Below are 22,876 nucleotides of genomic sequence, written 5' to 3'. Positions count from 1 at the left end.
TGGCCCGCGCCTCTGATCGGCCCCGGTCGGCACTACCCCGCCCGGCCCGGGCCGATTTTCTCCGGGCGGCGCAGACCCGTCACGCTTCACCCAATATTAACCAAGTTGGACGAGCCTTGGCTGCGAGCGAATTCCGCGCGGCGAGGTCATCCAGTGGCCTTCGAGCGGATAGAACGCGCGCCCTGATCAGCTACCCTACGGCGCAGCCATGAACCCGCCCCACATTCCCGAACCGGAACTCCTGCCGCTCCTTTCGTCCCGCTTCGTCTACAAAGCGGCAGCAGCCGTCGTGATCCTCCTTGCGCTGACAATCACCCTTTCCTTTTCCGGGCGCTGGTTCGGCCGACATCTCGCTGAGGCCGGCCACACGGCAAGCCGCGAAACCTACGACATCTTTATCGGCCAGGACCATTTGCGCCTGCCGGCGAATGTCATTCGCTTCGAAAACCAACGTAGCACGAGCATCGTCGGGCGCGTGGATCTCTATCTCACCTGGCCCGGGCTCGAAGGCTACGGCGAGGAGACGCGGCCCTTGTTCGACGATGTCAGCCAGCTGGAAAACCTGATCTTCCTGCAGGTCGCGCAGAGTACGATGTCTCGCGACATGTCGGGGCGTCTCGCCCCCGTCTACCGCCATATCCTGCAGGACGCGCCGCAAGCCGGCCCCGAGGGCCTGACAAGGTACGACGCAAAGCCGGATTCGAGCTATGCCGGCGAAGTCTTCTTCATCGCCGAGAGAGATGAGCGCCCTGCCTACGTGCTGCGCTGCGTACTCCCCGAGACCACCGCGGCTTCGACCAGCGCCGATTGCCAGCGCGACGTTCACATGGGCAAGGACCTCATCGTTCTCTACCGTTTCTCCAGCAGGTTGCTGCCGCAGTGGCGTGCCATCGAAGATTCGATGGAAACTTACATCAGCACGCATCTCGTGCCGTGATTTTGACGAAGAGTCGTGATGCAGCCAATGCGCCGGCTAGAACGGGATGGGGGAGTATGCGCGGGGTTTTCGGCCGAGCCTACCAAAACGTCATGATCTAGTGCGGGCTGAAGGTGCCGATCCTGAACAAAACGACCTGTGGCGGGCAACCAATCATTCATCATAAACCGATTGGTAACGCTATCCCGATACTGTCTCGGGAAAGGTCGTATCCGGAGACGGCATCCGGACGGCACCCCTGATATGAGAATGAAGAGCGATACAGTGTCTCAATCCGTTTTTTTTGATCTCGCGAAACGCCCGTTCGGCGTCTTTTCAGAAGTTATGGGGCGGATTTTTCTCGCCGGCCTGATCGCCGTGCTGACCTTTTCGGCGCCCGCCTTCGCGAATTCCAAATATGCCGGCATCGTCGTCGACGCGAAAACCGGCAAGGTTCTTTACGGCGAAGACGCTGATCAATTACGCTATCCGGCCTCGCTGACGAAGATGATGACGCTGTATCTGACGTTCGAGGCGCTCGAAGCCGGACGGATCAGCAAAAGCACGCCTGTTCCCTTTTCCAAGAAGGCGTCGGCAGAGCCGCCGTCGAAGCTCGGTGTGCGCGCCGGGCGATCGATCACCGTCGAGCAGGCGATCCTCTCGCTGGTGACGCGCTCCGCCAACGATGCGGCGACGGCGCTTGGCGAGCTCCTGGGTGGTTCGGAACAGCGCTTCGCCCGGATGATGACCAACAAGGCCCGCGCGCTCGGCATGACGCGCACCACCTATCGCAACGCCCATGGCCTGCCCAATTCCGAACAACGGACGACGGCCCGCGACCAGGCCCGCCTCGGCATCGCGCTCCGGCAGCATTTCCCGCAGTATTACGACTACTTCTCCACGCGCAGCTTCCGTTTCGGCAAGCAGACGATCGGCAACCACAACCGGCTGCTCGGCAACGTCCGCGGAGTAGACGGTATCAAGACCGGCTATACGCGCGCTTCCGGCTTCAATCTCGTAACCTCGGCCCAGCTCGACGGGCGCAGCATCGTGGCGGTCGTCATGGGCGGCACGTCGGGCGGCGCCCGCGATGCGCAGATGCGCAAGCTCGTCGCGAAATACATGCCTTCCGCATCGCGCCGCGGCAGCGGCAATCTGATCGCCGAGGTCCCGGCCGAACCCGTGACGACGGTAGCCGAAGCCGAAGTACGGCCGGCAACCGCCGCAGCTGTCGCGTCGGCGGCAATGGACCTGCCGAATACCGGCCCGGTCCCGGATTTCCGCTACACCGGCGAAAGCGCCGCCGGCGTCGCAATGGCCTATGCATCGACGAAACCGGCTTCGGACAATCCCGTGCTCGCAGCCAAGATCGCGCCGAACACGCTCGACTCGCAGATCGCCAGACTTGCCCAGGAGCCGGAAGCCGCTGGCGACGTCGATACGCAGATCACCAATTCGGTCGCGACCGCTGAAACCGCACCTGCCGCGGCCGAAGCCAGCACCGAAGCGAATGTCGGCATGCAGGGCTGGGTCATCCAGATCGGCGCCACGCCCGACAAGACGCAGGCCATGACGCTGCTCGACAATGCCAAGGAAAAGGGCGGCAAGGCACTGCGTAACGCCACCCCCTTCACGGTCGCCTTCAGCAATGACGGAGCTCAGCTCTACCGCGCCCGCTTCGGCGGCTTCGACGATCAGGACAAGGCCGTCAACGCATGCAGGGCATTGAAGAAGAAGGGCTTCGCTTGCTGGGCGAGCCAGCAGTAAGAGACTCTATGAAGGGCAGCCGGGCGCGTTTCTCCGGCTGTCCTCCTCGGTTTTGTACAGCGTAACGAGGTCAGCATGGCAATGAACGAGAACGTCCCCGGCGACACGATGATGGCGGACAGAAGAGCCAGACCATCGCGAATTCGGCTGCATCCGTTGCACGAGGCGGCCATGCGCATCGCGGACATCGGCCTGAACCGATCCAAGGCAAAAACGCGCGACCTGGTTGGCATGCTCCTTACGCATGGCGCGCGCGCCTGGCGTTCGACCCAGCCTCGGGCGGGCATCCATTTGCACGTCGCGGCACCGGGGCGCAGCCGCCCCCTCCGAATTCGCCTGCATTAGGCTCGAATTTGGAATATCGCATGCGGCTTTCCGCGCGCAGCCAGCGTTTCAACGCTTTAAACTCGATCATGCGGGCAGGTCATGGACCGCCCCTCATCCGCCTGCCGGCACCTTCTCCCCGCAGGCGGGGCGAAGGGAACTCGCGGCGCCCCACCGCTTTTCCCTTCTCCCCATCAAAATGCTACGGCATGCACATATCTCTTGCGCGCCGGTGCGGCGGATACTGCTCATGAAAGGGGTCCCTCGGGGACCCAACCGCCTCAACCCCGCTCGGTCGGGATTGCCCCTCATCCGCCTGCCGCCACCTTCTCCCCGCAGGCGGGGAGAAAGGGATATGCCGCGCCCACTCGCTCCCTCGGGCGGACGGTGAATGCGGGGTTCAGCCGGCGCCGCTTGTCCCTTCTCCCCGCCTGCGGGGAGAAGGTGCCGGCAGGCGGATGAGGGGCGCGTGACCGCTAATGCCAATGTTAGCGCATACGGGTTTGATCCCAAGGACCCATCCGCAAGCCTCGCCACTGCTGGAAATACAGAGGCCGCCACTCCGGAGTAAGTCCGCGAAGGGCTGGACAACAAGAGATATGTGCATGCCGTAGCATCAAAATGGGAGCAGCCGTGGTCATGAGCGCGATTTGTCGGACGCGTCCGCTCTCGCCGGCGAAGGTGGCCGCCGGCTATAAAAGGCCGAGTTCGGCAAGTTCACGCCGCAAGTCGAGCGGCATCTCCCCGCCATCGGCGAGCGAGGCAAGATCGCGCGGGGCTTCCTTCTCCTCGAGATAGCGCCAGCCCTGAAAAGCCCGACGCGGCTGCGGTTCCGTCTCCATGACTTCCGGACCGAGAAGGAGATTGCAGCGGCCGATGCCCTCGCCGTCGGTGAAGGTCTCGATGCCGATCAGCGGCTGACGCGCCTGAACGTATCCCTTGATCACCCAATAGAGCGAACCGCCGGCGAGAAGCTCTTCCGTACGCTTCGGGACCATCCGGGTCGTGTGGAAGGAGTGCGGCTGCTGCCCGGCTGCGATCGCCGCCAGGGCCTTGCGCGCTACCCATTCGCGCAGGTCCTCGATCGATTCGGCACCGACACAGAGTTTGATGAGATGCAAAGCCATGGCGAACCTTGAACACCCGGCCGGCGGCTGCGGTCAAGCCGTCCGGGCGTATTCGTCCACAGCCCCATCGGCTTCGGACTGAGCGCTCAGCACTCGACCACGTTGACGGCGAGACCCCCGGTCGATGTTTCCTTGTACTTCTCGTTCATGTCCGCGCCGGTCTGGCGCATCGTCTCTATACAGGCATCGAGCGGCACGAAATGCTTGCCGTCGCCCTTGAGTGCGAGCGAAGCGGCCGTAACCGCCTTGACGGCCCCAAGGGCATTGCGTTCGATGCACGGCACCTGAACGAGACCTGCGACCGGATCGCAAGTCATTCCGAGATGGTGTTCGAGCGCGATCTCGGCCGCATTCTCGATCTGCTCGGGCGTTCCGCCCATGACGGCAGCAAGACCCGCCGCGGCCATCGCCGACGCCGATCCGACTTCGCCCTGACAGCCCACCTCCGCGCCTGAAATCGAGGCGTTGTGCTTGATGATACCGCCGATCGCCGCTGCGGTCAGCAGGTAATCCCGGATGCCTTCCTGATCGGCATCGTCGTGGAAATGCAGATAGTAGCGGATCGTCGCCGGAACGACGCCGGCCGCGCCGTTGGTCGGCGAAGTCACCACCCGGCCGCCGGCAGCATTCTCCTCATTGACCGCCATGGCATAGACGCTCAACCAATCATTTGCGAGCAGAGGATTGGTCTTGTTGGAGCGCCATTCCTCCTGCAGCTTGTCATGGATCGCCCGGGCGCGCCGGCGCACCTTCAGCCCACCAGGCATGATGCCGTCCTGGCTGAGGCCGCGATCGATGCAACTGCTCATCGCCGTCCAGATGCGGTCGAGCCCGGCGTCGAGCTCGTCCCTCGACATGCTGCACTCTTCGTTCGCCCGCTTCATCTGGGCGATCGTCAGCCCGGAGCGCGCGGCCATGTCGAGCATCTGCTGGGCCGTGGCAAAGGGATAGGGCACCTTTACGCCGGCGGGCTTGTTCTTCTGGGCCCTCATCGCGTCCAGTTCCGTATCGGTCACCACGAAGCCGCCGCCGATCGAATAGTAGATGCGTTTCAGAAGGAGCCGGCCGTCCCGGTCGAAGGCGGAGAAGGACATGCCGTTTGCATGACCCGGCAGCGGCGTCTTCTTGTCGAAGACGAGATCGGTTTTCGGCTGGAACATATAGCCCGCGTGACCGGGCGGGGTGATGCGGCCCGTACGCTCCACCTGCTCGATGATCCCGTCCATCCCGTCCGGCTCGACGAGATCCGGCCGCTCGCCCATCAGGCCGAGAATGACCGCCCTGCCCGTTCCATGGCCGATGCCTGTATGCGCCAGCGAACCATGGAGGCTTACCTTGATGGCGCCGACAGCCGCGTGAGACGGTCGCGGCCATTCATCCGACAGGATGAGATCCAGAAACCTGTTGGCCGCCGACATGGGCCCCATCGTGTGTGAGCTCGATGGACCGATACCGATCTTGAAAACGTCGAAGACGGAAAGAAACATGAATTGCCTGCCCAGAGCCTGACGCCACGCTGCTGCCGATGAGCTCCGCGTTCGCGTCGATGATAGGACCGAAACCGACCGTTTTCCTGCTCGGGCGGTGTCGATCATTCCTAATATAGGATCGAACCCTAAGCGATCCTATGCCGATCCATCAGGCGACCGACCGACATTGGATTCTGTTCGTGCGACATGCCACTGAAGAACTGCGCATGTGTTCGGCGATCAAAAAAAAGCGATGCAGCCCGTGGACTGCATCGCCTGACATTTCAATCTATCTTCAGAAGCCGCCGAAGAGATAGGCGAGAACGAGAACACCCCCGAAACCCGCCACGGCGCGAACCGTCACGCCCCAGCACGACTTCTCTACTGTTTTGTCCATGATGTCTCCGAATACCGAAGCCCGGTAACCATTAAGTCGTGTGGCCGTTCAATAGCGAAGAATCTGTTAACGCGCAATGGTGAAATATGGCGAAATAGTGTCAGAGCGATGCGGGACACCTTGAGCGCGGACACGAAGCCGTGTGCAAGCGGCGGAATCCCGGAGCGCCCGGCTCGATGCTCGCGCCTCGATTTCGCCGTGAGTCTTAAGACAGGCCAACATGGGCCCATCTTGCATTTTCGGACGGCCGTGCCAAAACACCGCTATGACCTCTGAAGATTACGTCGCGCTCGCCATCTTCGTCCTCCTCTGGGCCGGCTTCAGCTGGGCTTCCGACGGGGGGCGCGGCTTCGACCGCGTCAGCCTCACGCGTTTGATGAACGAGCACAGGGCGCGCTGGATCCGCAATTCGCTCAATCGCGATCTGAAGATGATCGACACGCAGATCATCGCCGGGCTGCAGGCCGGTACCGCTTTCTTCGCCTCGACGACGATCTTCGCGCTCGGCGGTTGTTTCGCATTGCTCGGCGCGACCGACCAAGTGCAGATGATCTTTAGCGATCTGCCACAAATATTCCGAAGCGGGCGGACGGCCTTCGAACTGAAAGTCGGCGGCCTGACCTGCCTCTTCGGCTATTCCTTCTTCAAGTTCGGTTGGTCATACCGGCTGTTCAACTACTGCTCGATTCTGATGGGCGGCATTCCGATGACCGCGGACATGAAACGCGACCAGAAGGCCGCCGAGCGTGCCGCGGAGCGTGCGATCCGCATGAACATACTTGCGGCCAAGCACTTCAATGCCGGCCTTCGGGCGATCTTCCTGTCGATCGGCTATCTCGGCTGGTTCATAAGCCCCTATGTGTTCATGGTGCTGACCGCCCTCGTGATCTTCGTCCTCGCGCGCCGGCAGTTCTTCTCCGAAGCGCGCGCCGCGCTGATCGAGAATGCGCAATAGGCTGCAGCAACCGATTGCATCCGGCCCGCGGTTTGCGGTAACCGACCGAATGACTGGCGGCCCTCATTTCAACATATTCGCGACGCGACTGAAATGAGGCGCCCTCGTAGATCCACCTCCAGCAGCAGAGCGATTCTTCGATGTCCGAACACAGCGCGACGACGACACCTGAAGCGCAAATGCGCACGGAGGCGACCGGAACCAACCGGATGGTTCTCCTGGATGCGCTGCGCGGCCTGGCACTCGTCGCCATGGCCCTCTATCACTTTGTCTGGGACCTCGAATTCTTCGGCTATGTCGCGGCCGGCACCGCCGGGACCGGCGGCTGGCGGATGTTTGCACGCTTGATTGCCAGCAGCTTCCTGTTTCTTGCCGGTTACAGCCTCGTGCTCGGCCAGCTCCCGAAACTCCGTCCGCGCGCCTTCGCCATACGTTTCGCGAAGATCGCCGGCGCAGCCGCGCTGATCAGCATCGGGACCTGGTTCGCCTTCCCTCAGTCGTTCATCTTCTTCGGCATTCTCCACGCCATTGCGGCGGCAAGCCTCGTCGGCCTCCTGTTCCTGAAATTGCCGGCCGTCGTTTCCTTTCTTGCGGCTGCCGCGGCCTTCGCGGCTCCCCTCTATCTGCGCTCGTCGTTTTTCGACATGCCGGCGCTCTGGTGGGTCGGCCTCTCGGAAACGATCCCGCGCTCGAATGACTACGTTCCTCTGCTCCCCTGGATTGCCCCTTTCCTGCTCGGCCTCGGCACCGCGAAGCTGCTCCACCCGTTATTTTCCGCCCGCCGCAGCCGAAGCGCCGGGACCCATAAGCACTCGTGGATGACGCCTCTCGCCTTTGGCGGCCGTCACAGCCTTTTGATATATCTCATCCACCAGCCGCTGCTTATCGCGGCAGTCTATCTCTTCTCTCTCGCCGTTCCCGCCCCGGCACCGGATTCGGCACGGGCCTATCTGCTGAACTGCGAACGGGCCTGCAGCAACGAAAATTCCGCGATCTCCTGCAGCGCCTTTTGCGGTTGCACGCTCGCCGGCCTGAAGGAACAGAACCTGTTCGACGATCTGAACCTGGGCAAGATCGACGTGAACACGGATGAACGCATTGCGCGAATCGCCGGTCAGTGCACAATGGATGCACAATCAGGAGAGGCACAGTCAGGGGACTAGGACATGAATGCCTTTCGTGCCAAGCCGCTGAAGTTTCCATGGCCGCCTCTGCTCTATGGCGCGGCCGTCCTGATCGCGCTGGCCCTGGGCCACCTTTTCCCGATTCCGGTGGCGCACGAGCACAGTTGGATCCTCTCGCTGGTGGGCTACGGATTCGTGGTGCTGGCGATCACCATCGATATCTGGGCCGTCAAAACCCTACTTGACCGCCATACAGCCGTACTTCCGAACCGGTGCGCCACCTGCCTCGTCACCTGCGGCCCATTTCGTTTCACCCGCAACCCGATCTATTTCAGCTACACGCTGGCGATGACCGGCCTCGGATTGGCGACGATCAACCCCTGGTTCTTCATCACGGCAATTGCCGCGGTCGGATTGACCACCCTTTTCGCGATCCGCAAGGAGGAGCGGCACCTGCTGTCGCGCTTCGGTTTCGAGTTCGAGCGATATTGCCGGCACACTAGCCGTTGGATTTGAGCGGACATGGAAGAGTCTGCCTTTTCCTCATCGTGCACGTCACAGGGATCCAGAAGCGCCGTCTGCGGCGCGGAAGCGTCCGTTCAGCTGGCTGGATTCATGTGACACGCAGGAATGGGGGAGTTTTGGGGGGCGGTACGCGAGCGTTCGCGCGCGGATTATGCGAGCCGTCTTTCGCTGATTGCATTGGCTTGCGAAACGAATGGGCAAAAACTCAAACGGACCGTCAGGTGCCGACACCGATTTCGGCAAGACGCGTGAGGCAGGCCTCTTCGACATTGTCGAGTTCGCTAAGTGTGTCTTCGATGTCCTTGCGCTTCTGCCGCAAGTCCTCGCGCTTCTCCTCGACGCGTTTGATCAAGAGCTGCAACTGGCCCATTTCACCCGGCGGATCCTTGTAGACCTGAATGATCTCGCGAATTTCGGCAATGGTGAAGCCAATGCGCCGGCCACGCAGGATCTCCTTTATGAGGTGCCTGTCGGCGGGGCGGAACAGACGCGTGCGGCCACGACGCTCCGGATGAATCAGTCCCTCATCCTCATAGAAGCGCAGTGTCCGGGTCGAGATGCCGAATTCCCGGGTCAGCTCGGTAATGCTATAATATTTGTTCACGCAGCCATTCCATCAAAGACGCGCCCTAACTATTGTTGACTTTGACGTAAAAGTCAAACACGGCGCGCCCGCTTGCGTCGCAACTCAGCCAATACTGAACCACCATGTCGCGATGCCGAGAAAGCTGAAGAAGCCGGTTATGTCGGTGACGGTCGTCACGAAGACGGCGGAAGAGACCGCCGGGTCGGCACCGTATCTTTCGAGCAGAATCGGGATCAGGATGCCGGCGAGTGCGGCGGCCATCATGTTGATCAGCATCGCGGTCGCGATGATGCCGCCGAGGTCGGGATTCTGGAACCAAAGTCCCGCAACAAGACCGATGAACCCACCGAAGATCACGCCGTTCAGAAGTCCGACGCCCGCCTCGCGGCGGATGATTCTCGGCGCGTTGTGAATATCGAGCCCCCGGGTCGCGAGCGCGCGCACCGTTACGGTCATGGTTTGCGATCCGGCATTGCCGCCCATTCCTGCGACGATCGGCATCAGGACCGCAAGTGCGACGATCTGCTGGATCGTGGCATCGAACAGGCCGATGACCGAAGCAGAAACGCAAGCCGTCATCGAGTTGATGAAAAGCCAGGGAACGCGTGAGCGCGCGGCTTCCGCGACCGAGTCCGACAGTTCTTCGTCACCGACGCCGCTCAGGCGCAGGAAATCCTCTTCCGCCTCTTCCTGGATCACGTCGACCACGTCGTCGATCGTCAACACGCCGACGAGCCGGCCGTTTTCATCGACGACGGCGGCCGAGAGAAGGTCGTACTGTTCAAAAAGCTGCGCCGCCTCCTCCTGGTCCATTTCCGCCGGCACGGAATGGCTGGTATCACGCATGATCGCATCGATCTTTACCGAGCGCTTCGCGCGCAGCACCCGGTCCAGATCGACTGCCCCGAGCAGCTTGAAAGTCGGATCGATGACGAAGATCTGCGTGAAGCTTTCGGGAAGGTCGTCGTCCTCGCGCATGTAATCGATCGTCTGGCCGACGGTCCAGAAAGGCGGCACCGCGACGAACTCGGTCTGCATGCGCCGCCCGGCGGTGCTCTCCGGATAGTCGAGCGAGCGGCGCAGGCGGACGCGCTCGGTAAAGGGAAGCTTGGCGAGGATCTCTTCCTGATCCTCCTCGTCGAGATCCTCGAGAATGTAGACCGCGTCATCGGAATCCATCTCGCCGATCGCCTCGGCAATCTGCTCGTTCGGCAGATGTTCGACGATGTCGAGACGGATTCCTTCATCGACCTCGGTCAGCGCAGCCAGGTCGAAGTCCTTGCCGAGCAGCAGAACCAGAGCGATACGCTGCTCCGGCTGGATCGCCTCGATAAGGTCACCGAGTTCCGAGGCATGGAGGCCGGCGACATGCTGGCGAAGATAAATGATATCGCGATCCGCGATCGCGGCGCCGACATGCATCAGGAAATCGGAGCGTACCGACCCGTCTTCGGCGTAGATGTCCGAGCCGTCGTGGACAGCGATTTCGTCGGAACCGCGGTCGTCGTCGCCGGTGCTGCTCATGGACCCGCCCCTCCAGAGATTACCGCCGTCCGAGCCCGCGCCGGAAACGGCTCCTCTGCCCTGCTAGCGCAAAGCTCCGCCTGCGTCCACAGTCGAGACGAGATCGGCGATCCGCCTCGGAACATTTATCCAAGCTGTTGCAAAAACATATGAAATGATGAAACGAATGTGAGGATCCTAACGGGCGCCGGCCCGACCACTGACCCGAGCAGAGACATTCCTCATGGCCGTCCGACCGATCATACGCTTTCCAAGCCCGCTGCTGACGACGTCAGCCGAACGGATCGGCCGGTTCGGTGGCACACTTCGCCAGCTATCAGACGATCTCGTCGACACGATGCGCGCCGCCCCCGGCATAGGCATCACCGCGTCCCACATCGGCATCCTGCAGCGGCTGACGGTCATCGAAGTCGATCCGCAAATGGGACCGCGCAGCTTCGTCAACCCGGAAATCGTCTGGCAATCGAGCGAGACGGCGCGGCACAGCGAGGGCAGCGTCTCAATGCCGGGTGTCGCCGAAGAAGTGGAGCGGCCGGTGCGCGTGCGCATCAGCTTCCAAACTCTGGACGGCGAGACACGCGAGGAAGAAGCCGAGGGATTGATGGCGGTCTGCCTGCAGCATGAGATCGACCAGCTCAACGGTATCTTCTGGATTCGGCGGCTTTCCAGGCTAAAGCGCGAACGCGCCGTCAAGCGGTTCGAAAAATTTAACCGAGCCGAAGCTTTTCCGGGCACGCAATGATTGCGGCACCCCTTCGATCTGCCGTAAACCGTTTTCCGGTCGGCCACCGGCTCCAGAATAGCAAGGCGAAGGACAATCGATGAAGAAAATAGCCCTGATGCTTCTCTGCGTGGTTGCGCTTGCAGCCTGCACCGCAACCCCTCCCGACCTGGAGCCGCTTCCCGGAAGCCTCACCTATGGAGAAACTGCCTCCTCTCGGAAGACCCGTGCCGCCCCGGGGACCATGATCCAGAACCGGTTCCTCCATAAGGGCACCATGGTCTTCGAGACCTATGAGGTTCAACCCGACCATACATATAAGCTCGTTCGCCGCAGCGTGGCCGACTCCTGGCCGCCCGGCGACTGATCACGGAACATTGTCGGCCTCCGCTCCGTTCCCTACTGCATGTATCCTCGGATCCTAGCCGGTCCAAGGACAAAAAATGCAGCAATTCAAGGTGCTACACCGACCTTTCGCCTCCTTGAGGCGCGGCGCTGTAGATAGCCAGTGGAGTCAAAGCGATGGCCAAATATCTTGACGAACGCGGCGATCCGGCCTCGGCAACGCACGGAGCGGATCGAGAGAATTTCACCGGTGAGGAAGCCAAGCAGGGACGCACGGGCGTTCCGGTGCTTGGGGTCCTCGTCGGCGGACTGTTCCTAGCCCTCCTCGCCTGGGGCGCCGTCGAAATCTGGGGTGAAAGCACCGACAACGACCGCCTCACGGAAACGGAACAGGTTCAGCCGGCGTCCTCTCCGGAGCAGACAGGCAGCGTCGGCACCGGACAGCCCGTCCCGACCGACCGGGATCCCACGGCACAGACCGGCACCGGCGGCGAGTCGCAGCAGGTTTCCCCGGAGGGGACCGAGAAATAATTGCCGGGTCGACCTGAAATCATGAGACGCGGGATGCGAGCGGAATACTTGTCCCGCCCCAAAGCGCATATCGGAGGACTGCAATCTCTCCTCTCCTCATCTCTGTGCTTGTCACAGAGATCCAGCAGCGTCGCGTCTGCGGCGCGGGAAGCGTTCTTTCAGCCCAAGGACTTGGTCTGGCTGGATCCCTGTGACAAGCACAGAAATGAGGTGATCAAACAAGCCGCGGCGGTAATCCCGAGTCTCATCAGGCCTTAGCTAGTCCGACAGTTCCTCAGTCGAGCACTCGTAGAGCGTCTCGCCGCTCTCCATGTCGACGCCGGCGAGGCTCACCTCGTAGCCCCACAGACGGCGGACGTGGCGCAGAGTGGCATCGCGGCTGTTCTCCTCCAGGAGGACCCCATTCTTCACATTGTGCTGCAATCGCAGGTGCCGGTCGCCCAGCAAATCGACATCCATAACCTGGATATCCGGCTGGCTGCTTCCGATGTCGTAGCTGCGGGCGAGAGCGCCGCGTATCGTTTCGTAGCCGCGCTCGTTATGGATGGATGCCACTTCGCAGAAATTGTCGTCCGCCTCGTCCGTTAGCAGGAACAGCCGAAACTTGCGGATCAGCGAAGGGCTCAGGAACTGCAGGATGAAGGACTCGTCGCGGTGGTTCGCCCAGGCATCGAGAAGCGTCTCGCGCCAAAGGCCGGTGCCGGCGATTTCGGGAAACCAATCGCGATCCTCCGCCGTCGGCGCGACGCAGATGCGCTCGATGTCCTGCATCATGGCAAATCCCAGCGCATAGGGGTTGATCCCCGGAAAGCGGGGATCGTCGAAGCCCGGCTGAAAAACGACATTGGTATGACTCTGGAGAATCTCCAGCATTGCGCCTTCGCTTATTTTGCCCTGGTCGAAGAGATTGTTCATGATGGTGTAGTGGACGAAGGTGGCGCATCCCTCGTTCATGACCTTCGTCTGCCGCTGCGGATAGAAGTACTGAGCGATCACGCGAACGATTCGCAGTATCTCCCGCTGCCAGGGCTCAAGGATGAGGCTGGTCTTCTCCAGGAAATAGAGCAGGTTCTCTTCCGGGAGGTTCAGTGATTTTTTCCGCTCCGAGAGCTCCCGTTCCAACTGCGTCGGATCGTTGTTCTCCCCCGCGGGCGGAAGCGTTCTCCACAGGTCGCTGAAGGTCTGCTCTTCATATTCCAGCCTCTCGCGCATCCGCTCCTGCTCTTTTTCGGTCGACAGGCGCGGCGGCCGTCTGTAGCGGAAGACGCCCTGCTCCATGAGTGCATGGGCAGAGTCGAGGATCGCCTCGACTGCCGGCGTTCCATGCCGCTCTTCGCATTTGCTGATGTATTTCTTCGCGAAGTCCATATAGCTGAGGATTGCGCTGGCGTCGGTCCACTGCCGGAAGAGGTAGTTGTTCTTGAAAAAATGATTATGGCCGAAGGCTGCATGGGCGGTCACCAGGGCCTGCATGGCCATGGTGTTCTCCTCCATCAAGTAGGTGATGCAGGGATTGGAGTTGATCACCAGCTCATAGGCGAGGCCGCGCCGGCCCCTGCGATAGAGATGATCCTCGAAAACGAAGCGCTTCCCGAAGGACCAATGCTGGTACATGAGCGGCATGCCCACCGACGAATAGGCATCCAGCATCTGCTCGGAGGAGATGATCTCGAGCTGATTGGGGTATACGTCGAGACCGAGATCTTCGAGCGCGATCTCCTCGATGGCATCGTAGGTGCGCGCCAGTGTCTCGAAATTCCAGTCGGAACTCTGGAACAGAAGGTTTGAGGCGGCGCCTTTTGACATCCCGGTCCCTTTTCACTTGCGCAATTGCATTTCCGGCTGCTTGCCGAAGAGTTTTCGGAAAACGGGGTAGATATCCGCCGGTTTCGCGATGCGGGTCATCTGGAAATTCGGCCATTCGCCGTCGACGGTGCGATAGGCCCGCCAGAGCGAAGTCCCGTTATCGGTCGTGCCGAAAATCTCCGTCTCTCGCTCATCGATAATCTCGACATAGGCGTAATATTGGCAAAGTCCCATCAGTTCGTCGTGAAGAAGGGAAGCGCAGCGTTCGGAGTCGCCTGAGATATTCTCGCCGTCCGACGCCTGCGCGGCATAGATGTTCCATTCGTGGGCAGGATAGCGCTCCCGGATGACGCGCAGCATCTCCTCCAGCGCGGTGGAAACGACCGTGCCGCCGCTCTGCTTGCTGTAGAAGAAGGTATTCTCGTCGACCTCGCCGGCCTCGTCGGTGTGCCGGATGAACACGATGTCGATCCGCTCATAGCGGCGCTTGAGGAAGAGGTGCAGCAGCACGAAAAAACGCTTGGCGAGGTCCTTCTCCCGCTCCCCCATCGAAGCCGAGACATCCATGAGGCAGAACATGACCGCACTCGCATTGGGCAGCGGCTGCGGCTCGAAACGATTGAAGCGAATGTCCACGGGATCGACATAGGGAATCCGCCGGCGCCGGCGCTCGAGCCTGTCGAGCTTCTGGCGCAGCTCCTCTAGGCGCTGCCGGTGCTTGATGCGGCCACGCGGCTCCGTCTCGAGCCCTGCAATCTCGTCGGCTAACGCCTCGATTTCCCGGCGCGACGGCCGCCGCAATGCGATGCGGCGTCCGTAGCTGTTGCGCATGGTGCGGCCGACATTGATGTTCGTCGGCGAGCCGCTTGCGCTGAAACCGGCGCGCCGTCGCTTGAAGGTAACCGATTCCTTCAGATTGAGCTTCACCATGTCGGGGAGCTCGAGGTCCTCGAAGAAGAGATCGAGCACCTCCTCGCGTGAAAGGACGAACTGAAACTCGTCTTCGCTTTGGCCGGTGCCGGCACCGGCATTGCCCGCACCGCCACCTGACCCCCTTTTGGGAATACGGTCTCCCGCCGCGAACTCCCGGTTTCCCGGTAGGACGTGGCGCCGCTCGCCGCTGTTGGAGTCCGGCTGGAAAGCGGGCTCGTTGACACCGCGTGCGGGCATGGACACGTTCTGTTCGGCATCGACATCCGCAATCTTGCCCGACTTGACCCGCTCTTTGATGGTTCGCTTCAGTTCCTCTCGTGCCCGTTTCAGGAAGCGTTGCCTGTTACCGAGACTTTTGTCCTTCGGATTGAGGCGACGGTCGATGAAATTCGGCATTAGCTAACCCCCGCATCCGCAGCCTCAACCCGCCTTGTTTACACGCATGTACCAGTCGACGAGACGCCGCACCTGCCGTTCGGTGTACCCGCGCTCCTTCATGCGCTGGACGAATTCGACATGCTGCTTCTCCGTGGAGCTGTCCTTCTTCGACCCGAAGCTGATGACCGGCAACAGGTCTTCGACCTGGCCGAACATGCGTTTCTCGATGACCTCGCGAAGTTTTTCATAGCTCGTCCAGGACGGGTTCTTGCCATGGTTCTTGGCCCGCGCCCGCAAGGTGAACTTGACGACCTCGTTGCGGAAGTCCTTCGGGTTGGCGATGCCCGCCGGTTTTTCGATCTGAGACAGTTCGCTGTCGAGGATCTTGCGGTTGAGGATCTGGCCGGTGTCGGGATCCTTGAAGTCCTGGTCCTCGAGCCAGGCATCGGCGTAGGCGATATAGCGGTCGAACAGGTTCTGGCCGTATTCGCTGTAGGACTCCAGATAGGCCTTCTGGATCTCGTGACCGATGAATTCCGCATAACGGGTGGCGAGTTCCGACTTGATGAAGTCGAGATAGGCTGCCTCCGTTTCCTTCGCAAACTGCTCGCGCTTGATGGCCTGCTCCAGGATGTACATCAGATGTACGGGATCGGCCGCGACCTCCTTGGTGTCGTAATTGAAGGCCTCGGACAGGACCTTGAAGGCGAAGCGTGTGCTGACGCCGGTCATGCCCTCGTCGACGCCGGCAGCGTCCCGATATTCCTGCACCGATCGCGCCTTCGGGTCGACATCCTTGAGGTTCTCGCCGTCATAGACGCGCATCTTGGTGTAGAGAGACGAGTTCTCGTGAGGAACGAGCCGGGTGGATACGGTGAAACGGCTCAGTATCTCCAACACCTCGGGTGCGCAGGGATTGCTGACCAGTTCGCTCTCGCGAAGAAGCTTTTCGTAGATCTGCTTCTCCTCGGTGACGCGCAGGCAATAGGGCACCTTGACCACCAGGATGCGGTCCAGGAATGCCTCGTTGTTGCGGTTGTTCTTGAACTGCAGCCATTCCGATTCGTTGGAGTGGGCCAGAATTGTGCCCTGAAACGGGAACGCGCCGAAGTTTTCGGTACCGTTGTAGCTGCCTTCCTGGGTCGCCGTCAGAAGGGGATGCAGGACCTTGATCGGCGCCTTGAACATCTCGACGAATTCGAGCAGCCCCTGCGTCGTGCGGTTCAGGCCGCCGCTGTAGGAGTAGGCGTCCGGGTCGGCCTGGCTGTAGTTCTCGAGCTGGCGGATATCGACCTTGCCGACAAGCGAGGAGACGTCCTGATTGTTCTCGTCGCCCGGCTCGGTCTTGGCGATGCCGATCTGACGCAGGCGCGACGGCATCAGCTTGACGACGCTGAACTTGGATATGTCGCCACCGACCTCGTCCAGCCGCTTGGAGGCCCAGGGAGAGATCAGGCCTGTCAGCCTCCTACGGGCGATGCCGTATTTGTCTTCCAGGAGATCGGCCATGCGTTCGGGATGGAACAGGCCGAGCGGCGATTCGAAAACCGGGCTGATCTTGCCGTCGACCATCAGCGTGTAGATCGGTCGCAGTTCCATCAGCTTCTTCAACCTTTCGGCGAGCGAGGACTTACCGCCGCCGACCGGCCCCAGAAGATAAAGGATCTGCTTGCGCTCCTCGAGACCCTGGGCGGCATAGCGGAAGTAGCCGACGATCCGCTCGATCGTGTCTTCCATGCCGAAGAAGTCGGAGAAGGCCGGGTAAATTTTGATGGTTCGGTTTGCGAAGATCCGACCTAAACGCTCGTCAGCGCTGGTATCGACGAGAATCGGGTCTCCAATTGCGTCCACCATTCTTTCCTGAGCGGTGGCGTACATGCTTTTGTCATCGCGACATGCGAGGAGATATTCCTGTAGACTTATCTCTTCTTGCGCTGCACTCGTATAAATCTCCGAAAAGAGATCGAAGACGTCAGATTCACTCCTTTGCATCGTGCTCTCCCGCGGCGGGCCGCTTGGTTGAAACGGGCTCGCTGCCTTTCGGCATCTGCTTCAGGTGAACGGTTTTCCTAGCTTCAAAGTTCCTTCACATAACCGACACTGAAACGGATACCGAAGCAGCAGCCAGCGACGAACATCCGCTTATCAGTTCGGGACCGACCGATCGGCGCCTCGTGAAAGTTGTGAGGCGCACTCCGCAAGACTCGTCGCTCTGTCACCCCATCATGCCGGCGCTTCTCGCGAATCCGTCATGACAAGCGAATCATAACTTGTCCCTGCTCATTCGCCGACTTTTTTTTTGCGATTCCACGAATTTAGCCATCAACAACATCATGCAGGACGGTGATTTCGTGATCGGGCACCGCCATATCGATGCGTTGGCGGGCGCTCCGCATCGGCACGGAGCAGAGACCTGGACGACGCTGCGGCCCGAGGCATGACGCCGAGCCATTATGCGCCGTAGTTCAGAGGATAGTCCTCGCGTCCTACCGCGTCCAGCAACAACGTCGTGAAGGAGGATTAAAAATAAAAAAACCCGCGGAACCATCTGGTTACGGGGGCTTCTTCATCTTAGATGGTGCGGTCGAGAAGACTCGAACTTCCACGGGTTGCCCCACAGCGACCTCAACGCTGCGCGTCTACCAATTCCGCCACGACCGCATCGTGGTAGGTGCCGATTGCGTCGGCGGGGCTGCATGTAGCAAAAGGATTCCGGGTGCACAAGTGCATGACGACAGAAATTTGACGAGAAACAAAACTATTTCGATCGGCTCCCCGCGAACCACTGGAAACGCTGGACTCTTGCCGTCGGCGACCCCATGTACAGGCCGGAAAAAATCAGCATTCGCAAGGTTCCCATGCAACGCGAAGACCTTATCCAGAGCATGTTCGCTCCGCCGGATGCACCGCCGGTGCGGTGGCGCATTGCGCCTTCCCTCGTCGATTATCCGGAGGCCGTCGAGACGATGGAACGCGAGGCTGCTGCGATCGCGGACGGCACCGCCGACGAGCTGGTCTGGCTGGTCGAGCACCCGCCGCTTTACACCGCGGGAACCAGCGCCAACGCCGCCGACCTCGTGATGCCGGATCTGCTCCCGGTTTTCGCAACAGGAAGAGGCGGCGAGTACACCTATCACGGTCCCGGGCAGCGGGTCGTCTACGTCATGCTCGACTTGAAGCGCAGACGCCAGGACGTCCGCGGATTTGTCGCCGCACTCGAGAGCGTCATCATCGCCACGCTCGATTCCATGAACGTCAAGGGCGAACGCCGTGAAGATCGTGTCGGCGTCTGGGTGCGCCGCCCGGAGAAGCCGCCGCTCATGGACGGCTCGATGGCGGAGGACAAGATAGCGGCCATCGGCATTCGCTTGCGCAAATGGGTGAGCTTTCACGGATTGTCGTTGAACGTCGATCCGGACCTCGAGCATTTCGGGGGCATCGTGCCTTGCGGAATTCGCGGCTATGGTGTCACCAGCCTCGTCGATCTCGGTCTGCCCGTCATGATGGCCGACGTCGATATCAGGCTGAGGGAAGCCTTCGAAAGGGTCTTCGGCCCGACCCGCACCGAGAACGAATAGCAGGGTTCCACAGCACGTTGCTCGGTCCGAAATGGCGGCAAAGCCGCTTTTAGCCGTCTTTTTGCCGCTTCACATTGCCCCATCCGCAAGGAAAAGCCTATAAGCTCCCTTCACCTTCGCCCCACCGCGGGCAGTCAGGGTGCCTCGGCACCCGACAACGACAACAGGCGAAAGGAGCTACCATGCTGTTATCAACCGAGAATGCGATTGCACGTCTGCGCGAGACAGGAGACGGCGATACGCTGGGCGGTCGTATCTGGAGAGCCCGTGACGCGACGGGGCTCTCTACGAAGGAGCTGGCCAGCAAGCTCGGTGTCCGCAACGACACCATTTCTTCCTGGGAACGCGATCGCGCCGAGCCACGGGCCAATCGCCTGTTCATGCTGGCCGGCGTGCTTGGCGTGACGCCCGCCTGGCTGATGGCCGGTATCGGACGCGCACCGGATGATAGCACTGGAGATGCTTCGGGGGACGAACTTCGCAAGCAGCTGGATCTCGTAAAGAAGCTGCATGAGCAAACCGCCGAGGCCATTGCGGCGCTCGAGATGGAGTTCGAACGCCTCGACCAGGACGTTCGGTGATCGGATAGGATTTTTCCTCTTGCCGGCGGCGGCCGGCGCGATATGACGGTCGCCCCGCCTCGTTGTTCTTAGTTGATGGAGTAGAGAAATGGACGTACGCGCCGCCGTGGCCTTGGAAGCCGGCAAGCCGCTGGAGGTCATGACCGTGCAGCTCGAAGGCCCGCGGGCCGGCGAGGTGCTGGTCGAGGTGAAGGCGACCGGCATCTGCCATACCGACGATTTCACGCTGTCGGGGGCCGATCCGGAGGGGCTGTTCCCGGCGATCCTCGGTCATGAGGGCGCCGGCATCGTAGTCGATGTCGGCCCCGGCGTCACCTCGGTGAAGAAGGGCGACCACGTCATCCCGCTCTATACGCCGGAATGCCGCTCCTGCCCCTCCTGCCTCAGCCGCAAGACCAATCTGTGCACCGCCATCCGCGCCACCCAGGGGCAAGGGCTGATGCCGGACGGCAGCTCGCGGTTCTCGATCAACGGCGACAAGATCCACCATTATATGGGCTGCTCGACCTTTTCGAACTTCACCGTGCTGCCGGAGATCGCGCTCGCCAAGGTCAATCCGGACGCCCCCTTCGACAAGATCTGCTATATCGGCTGCGGCGTCACCACCGGCATCGGCGCGGTGATCAACACCGCCAAGGTCGAGATCGGCGCCACCGCCATCGTCTTCGGTCTCGGCGGCATCGGCCTCAACGTCATCCAGGGGCTTCGCCTTGCCGGCGCCGACATGATCATCGGCGTCGACCTCAACAACGACAAGAAGCCCTGGGGCGAAAAGTTCGGCATGACCCACTTCGTCAATCCGAAGGAGGTCGGCGACGACATCGTCCCTTATCTCGTCAACCTGACGAAGCGCGGTGCCGACCAGATCGGCGGCGCCGACTACACCTTCGACTGCACCGGCAACACCAAGGTCATGCGCCAGGCGCTCGAAGCCTCGCATCGCGGCTGGGGCAAATCGGTGATCATCGGCGTCGCCGGCGCCGGCCAGGAGATTTCGACCAGGCCGTTCCAGCTCGTCACCGGCCGCACCTGGATGGGCACCGCGTTTGGCGGCGCGCGCGGCCGCACCGACGTGCCGAAGATCGTCGACTGGTACATGGAGGGCAAGATCGAGATCGATCCGATGATCACCCACACCATGCCGCTCGAGGACATCAACAAGGGTTTCGAGCTCATGCATTCCGGCGAGAGCATTCGCTCTGTCGTCGTCTACTGAGTTCGCAATCTCACTCAGGAAAGCGCCGGAGATCATTGAATCCGGCGCTTTTTCTCCCGCCGGAAACTACTCGATGATCTATGTCGATGCCGATGCATGCCCGGTAAAGCCGGAAATCCTGAAGGTGGCCGAGCGCCATGGTCTCGAGGTGACCTTCGTCGCCAATTCCGGCCTGCGTCCCTCGCGCGATCCGATGGTTCGCAACGTCATCGTGTCGGCCGGTTTCGACGCAGCGGATGATTGGATCGCCGAACGCGCCAAGGACGGCGATATCGTCGTCACTGCCGACGTGCCGCTTGCCGTGCGCTGCGTCGGCGCCGGGGCACTCGTCACCGGTCCGACCGGGCGCGTCTTCGACGAGACCAACATCGGCATGGCATCCGCGATGCGCGACCTCTCGGCCCATCTCAGGGAGACCGGGGAAAGCAAAGGCTACAACGCCGCCCTCACCTCCCGCGACCGCTCCGCCTTTCTCGAAACGCTTGACCGACTCTGCCGACGGGTAAAAAGGTAGAACCGGCGAACGGAGGCGGCGAATGGATCGGAAGGCAGGCCTGCGGCACTGGCCGTTCTATCTCGCCCTGACGGGCGGGTTGCTCAGCCTGCCGATCGGTTTTGCATTCTTCCGCGCAGAAGCAATCGAGGTCGCCGCCATCCTCTTTTTCCTTATCTATCTGTCGATCACGGCTTTGCGGCTTCCCAAACTGACCGGCAGCTATCTCGAGGCCAATGCGCGCGACACGGGCGAGCCGGAGCCGATCATCTTTCTCGTGACGCTCGTTGCCGCGGCAACTTCGCTGGTGGCCCTGTTCCTCGCGCTGAACCGCGCCGGGGGCGGCGGCACTGTGGGGCTGTCCATCGCCTTCGCAGCGGTTGCGCTCGGCTGGGCGACGATCCACACCATGGCGGCGCTGCATTATGCTCATCTTTACTGGCTTGCCGGCCGCAATGATCCCGCCAGCAATCCCGCAGCGCGCGGTCTTGCATTCCCGGAGACCGACAGCCCCGGCGGATACGATTTCCTCTATTTCGCCTTCGTCATCGGGATGACGGCGCAGACTTCGGACGTCGCCATCACGACAACGGCGATGCGCCGCGTCAACCTGATGCACGCGATCGTCTCGTTCTTCTTCAACACGGTGCTCGTCGCCGCCGCCGTCAATGCCGCGGTTCAGCTTGCAGGCGCCACCCCATGAAATTCAGGAGCCAAGAATGAAAGTAATCTCGCAAAACACGGCCTTCGGCGGCATGCAGGGCGTCTACGCTCATGATTCCACGGCCTGCAAAGGCGAAATGACCTTCGCCGTCTTCGTCCCGCCGCAGGCGATCACGGAGCCTCGCCCCGTTCTCTGGTATCTCTCCGGCCTCACCTGCACCCACGCCAATGTCATGGAGAAAGGCGAGTACCGGCGTATGGCCTCGGAGCTGGGGCTCATCATCGTCTGCCCGGATACGAGCCCAAGAGGAGCGGATGTTCCCGATGAGCTCACCAACTGGCAGATGGGCAAGGGCGCCGGCTTCTATCTCGATGCAACGGAGAAGCCCTGGGCCGAGCACTATCGGATGTACAGCTATATCACAGAAGAACTCCCGGCCCTCGTCGGCCAGCATTTCCGCGTGGATATGGGCCGTCAGGGTATCTTCGGCCACTCGATGGGCGGGCATGGCGCCATGACGGTCGCTCTCAAGCACCCCGGCCGTTTCAAGAGTTGCTCCGCCTTCGCGCCGATCGTCGCGCCGTCTTCCGCCGACTGGTCGGTCGGTGCCTTCGAGAAGTATCTCGGTCCCGATAAGGCCGCCTGGCGGGAATACGATGCCTGCGCGCTCGTCGAGGACGGCGCCCGCTTCCCGGAATTCCTGATCGACCAGGGCAAGGCGGATAGCTTCCTCGAAAACGGTCTGCGCCCATGGCTGTTCGAAGAAGCCGTCAAAGGAACGGACATCGGGCTTACGCTCCGAATGCACGAGCGTTACGACCATTCCTATTATTTCATCTCGACCTTCATGGACGACCATCTCAGGTGGCACGCCGAGAGGCTCGGCTGACATGATGCAGCCTTCTCGGATCGGAAC

At 61.3% G+C, this 22,876-nt stretch carries 22 protein-coding genes and 1 tRNA gene; 15 read left to right on the top strand and 8 right to left on the bottom strand.

Annotated features, from left to right (window positions below):
* Positions 1-208 precede the first annotated feature (208 nt).
* The 3 genes from PZL22_RS07840 to PZL22_RS07830 all read left to right on the top strand — a co-directional run bounded on the left by PZL22_RS07840 (position 209) and on the right by PZL22_RS07830 (position 3,028).
* Positions 209-937: a hypothetical protein gene (locus PZL22_RS07840; RefSeq protein ID WP_003534677.1), complete on the top strand. Its 729-nt coding sequence runs from the start codon at positions 209-211 to the stop codon at positions 935-937.
* Between the two features lie 243 nt (positions 938-1,180).
* Positions 1,181-2,683, top strand: a complete 1,503-nt coding sequence (locus PZL22_RS07835; RefSeq protein ID WP_013844306.1) for a D-alanyl-D-alanine carboxypeptidase — start codon at positions 1,181-1,183, stop codon at positions 2,681-2,683.
* A gap of 75 nt (positions 2,684-2,758) precedes the next feature.
* Positions 2,759-3,028: a hypothetical protein gene (locus PZL22_RS07830; protein ID WP_010969213.1), complete on the top strand. Its 270-nt coding sequence runs from the start codon at positions 2,759-2,761 to the stop codon at positions 3,026-3,028.
* Positions 3,029-3,699: 671 nt separating this feature from the next.
* Here PZL22_RS07830 and PZL22_RS07825 read toward each other — a convergent pair.
* Positions 3,700-4,134 carry a DUF1489 family protein gene (locus tag PZL22_RS07825; RefSeq protein ID WP_003536712.1) on the bottom strand — a complete coding sequence of 145 codons (435 nt, stop codon included), beginning with the start codon at positions 4,132-4,134 and terminating at the stop codon, positions 3,700-3,702.
* A gap of 86 nt (positions 4,135-4,220) precedes the next feature.
* Positions 4,221-5,621, bottom strand: coding sequence for an L-serine ammonia-lyase (locus tag PZL22_RS07820; RefSeq protein WP_003536714.1), 1,401 nt, complete (start codon positions 5,619-5,621; stop codon positions 4,221-4,223).
* A gap of 599 nt (positions 5,622-6,220) precedes the next feature.
* On the opposite strand from PZL22_RS07820, the gene PZL22_RS07815 reads away from it, so the two are divergent.
* The 3 genes from PZL22_RS07815 (at position 6,221) to PZL22_RS07805 (ending at position 8,595) form a co-directional block, all read left to right on the top strand.
* A complete protein-coding gene (locus PZL22_RS07815) occupies positions 6,221-6,955 on the top strand; it encodes a DUF599 domain-containing protein (protein ID WP_013844304.1) in 735 nt (244 codons plus the stop codon).
* A gap of 140 nt (positions 6,956-7,095) precedes the next feature.
* Positions 7,096-8,118: a heparan-alpha-glucosaminide N-acetyltransferase gene (locus tag PZL22_RS07810; protein WP_003536718.1), complete on the top strand. Its 1,023-nt coding sequence runs from the start codon at positions 7,096-7,098 to the stop codon at positions 8,116-8,118.
* Between the two features lie 3 nt (positions 8,119-8,121).
* Positions 8,122-8,595, top strand: coding sequence for a methyltransferase family protein (locus PZL22_RS07805; protein WP_003536720.1), 474 nt, complete (start codon positions 8,122-8,124; stop codon positions 8,593-8,595).
* A 226-nt stretch (positions 8,596-8,821) separates the two neighbouring features.
* On the opposite strand, the gene PZL22_RS07800 is transcribed toward PZL22_RS07805, so the two are convergent.
* Entirely contained in the window at positions 8,822-9,208 is a 387-nt protein-coding gene (locus tag PZL22_RS07800; RefSeq protein WP_003536722.1) for a MerR family transcriptional regulator, read from the bottom strand.
* Positions 9,209-9,292: 84 nt separating this feature from the next.
* Entirely contained in the window at positions 9,293-10,714 is a 1,422-nt protein-coding gene (gene mgtE / locus PZL22_RS07795) for a magnesium transporter (protein WP_003536724.1), read from the bottom strand.
* A 223-nt stretch (positions 10,715-10,937) separates the two neighbouring features.
* Between mgtE and PZL22_RS07790 the strand changes: the two genes are divergently transcribed.
* From PZL22_RS07790 to PZL22_RS07780, 3 genes are all read left to right on the top strand, one after another.
* Entirely contained in the window at positions 10,938-11,456 is a 519-nt protein-coding gene (locus PZL22_RS07790) for a peptide deformylase (protein ID WP_003536726.1), read from the top strand.
* Positions 11,457-11,535: 79 nt separating this feature from the next.
* Complete coding sequence (locus PZL22_RS07785) at positions 11,536-11,802, top strand: putative periplasmic lipoprotein (protein ID WP_003536727.1); 267 nt, start codon at positions 11,536-11,538, stop codon at positions 11,800-11,802.
* A 155-nt stretch (positions 11,803-11,957) separates the two neighbouring features.
* A complete protein-coding gene (locus PZL22_RS07780; protein WP_003536729.1) occupies positions 11,958-12,311 on the top strand; it encodes a hypothetical protein in 354 nt (117 codons plus the stop codon).
* Between the two features lie 258 nt (positions 12,312-12,569).
* On the opposite strand, the gene PZL22_RS07775 is transcribed toward PZL22_RS07780, so the two are convergent.
* The 4 genes from PZL22_RS07775 to PZL22_RS07760 form a co-directional block, all read right to left on the bottom strand.
* A complete protein-coding gene (locus PZL22_RS07775) occupies positions 12,570-14,117 on the bottom strand; it encodes a SpoVR family protein (protein WP_003536731.1) in 1,548 nt (515 codons plus the stop codon).
* Positions 14,118-14,129: 12 nt separating this feature from the next.
* The gene (locus PZL22_RS07770) at positions 14,130-15,446 is read right to left on the bottom strand and encodes a YeaH/YhbH family protein (protein ID WP_003536733.1); all 1,317 of its coding nucleotides are present in this window, start codon (positions 15,444-15,446) and stop codon (positions 14,130-14,132) included.
* A gap of 24 nt (positions 15,447-15,470) precedes the next feature.
* A complete protein-coding gene (locus tag PZL22_RS07765) occupies positions 15,471-17,420 on the bottom strand; it encodes a PrkA family serine protein kinase (protein ID WP_003536736.1) in 1,950 nt (649 codons plus the stop codon).
* Positions 17,421-18,004: 584 nt separating this feature from the next.
* Positions 18,005-18,089 (bottom strand) — tRNA-Leu (locus PZL22_RS07760).
* Positions 18,090-18,247: 158 nt separating this feature from the next.
* On the opposite strand from PZL22_RS07760, the gene lipB reads away from it, so the two are divergent.
* From lipB to fghA, 6 genes are all read left to right on the top strand, one after another.
* Positions 18,248-19,006 (top strand): lipoyl(octanoyl) transferase LipB, encoded by a 759-nt coding sequence (lipB, locus tag PZL22_RS07755; protein ID WP_003536740.1) that lies wholly within the window; start codon positions 18,248-18,250, stop codon positions 19,004-19,006.
* 182 nt (positions 19,007-19,188) lie between these two features.
* Positions 19,189-19,587: a helix-turn-helix domain-containing protein gene (locus tag PZL22_RS07750; RefSeq protein WP_003536742.1), complete on the top strand. Its 399-nt coding sequence runs from the start codon at positions 19,189-19,191 to the stop codon at positions 19,585-19,587.
* A gap of 88 nt (positions 19,588-19,675) precedes the next feature.
* A complete protein-coding gene (locus tag PZL22_RS07745) occupies positions 19,676-20,803 on the top strand; it encodes an S-(hydroxymethyl)glutathione dehydrogenase/class III alcohol dehydrogenase (protein ID WP_015007478.1) in 1,128 nt (375 codons plus the stop codon).
* A gap of 73 nt (positions 20,804-20,876) precedes the next feature.
* Positions 20,877-21,317, top strand: coding sequence for a YaiI/YqxD family protein (locus PZL22_RS07740; protein WP_003537410.1), 441 nt, complete (start codon positions 20,877-20,879; stop codon positions 21,315-21,317).
* 22 nt (positions 21,318-21,339) lie between these two features.
* The gene (locus tag PZL22_RS07735; RefSeq protein WP_003537409.1) at positions 21,340-21,999 is read left to right on the top strand and encodes a DUF1345 domain-containing protein; all 660 of its coding nucleotides are present in this window, start codon (positions 21,340-21,342) and stop codon (positions 21,997-21,999) included.
* A 16-nt stretch (positions 22,000-22,015) separates the two neighbouring features.
* A complete protein-coding gene (gene fghA, locus PZL22_RS07730; protein WP_003537408.1) occupies positions 22,016-22,849 on the top strand; it encodes an S-formylglutathione hydrolase in 834 nt (277 codons plus the stop codon).
* The last annotated feature ends 27 nt before the right edge of the window (positions 22,850-22,876 follow it).

Source organism: Ensifer meliloti, from assembly GCF_030064585.1.
GTDB lineage: Bacteria > Pseudomonadota > Alphaproteobacteria > Rhizobiales > Rhizobiaceae > Sinorhizobium > Sinorhizobium meliloti.
This window is presented reverse-complemented; position numbering and strand designations above follow the sequence as displayed.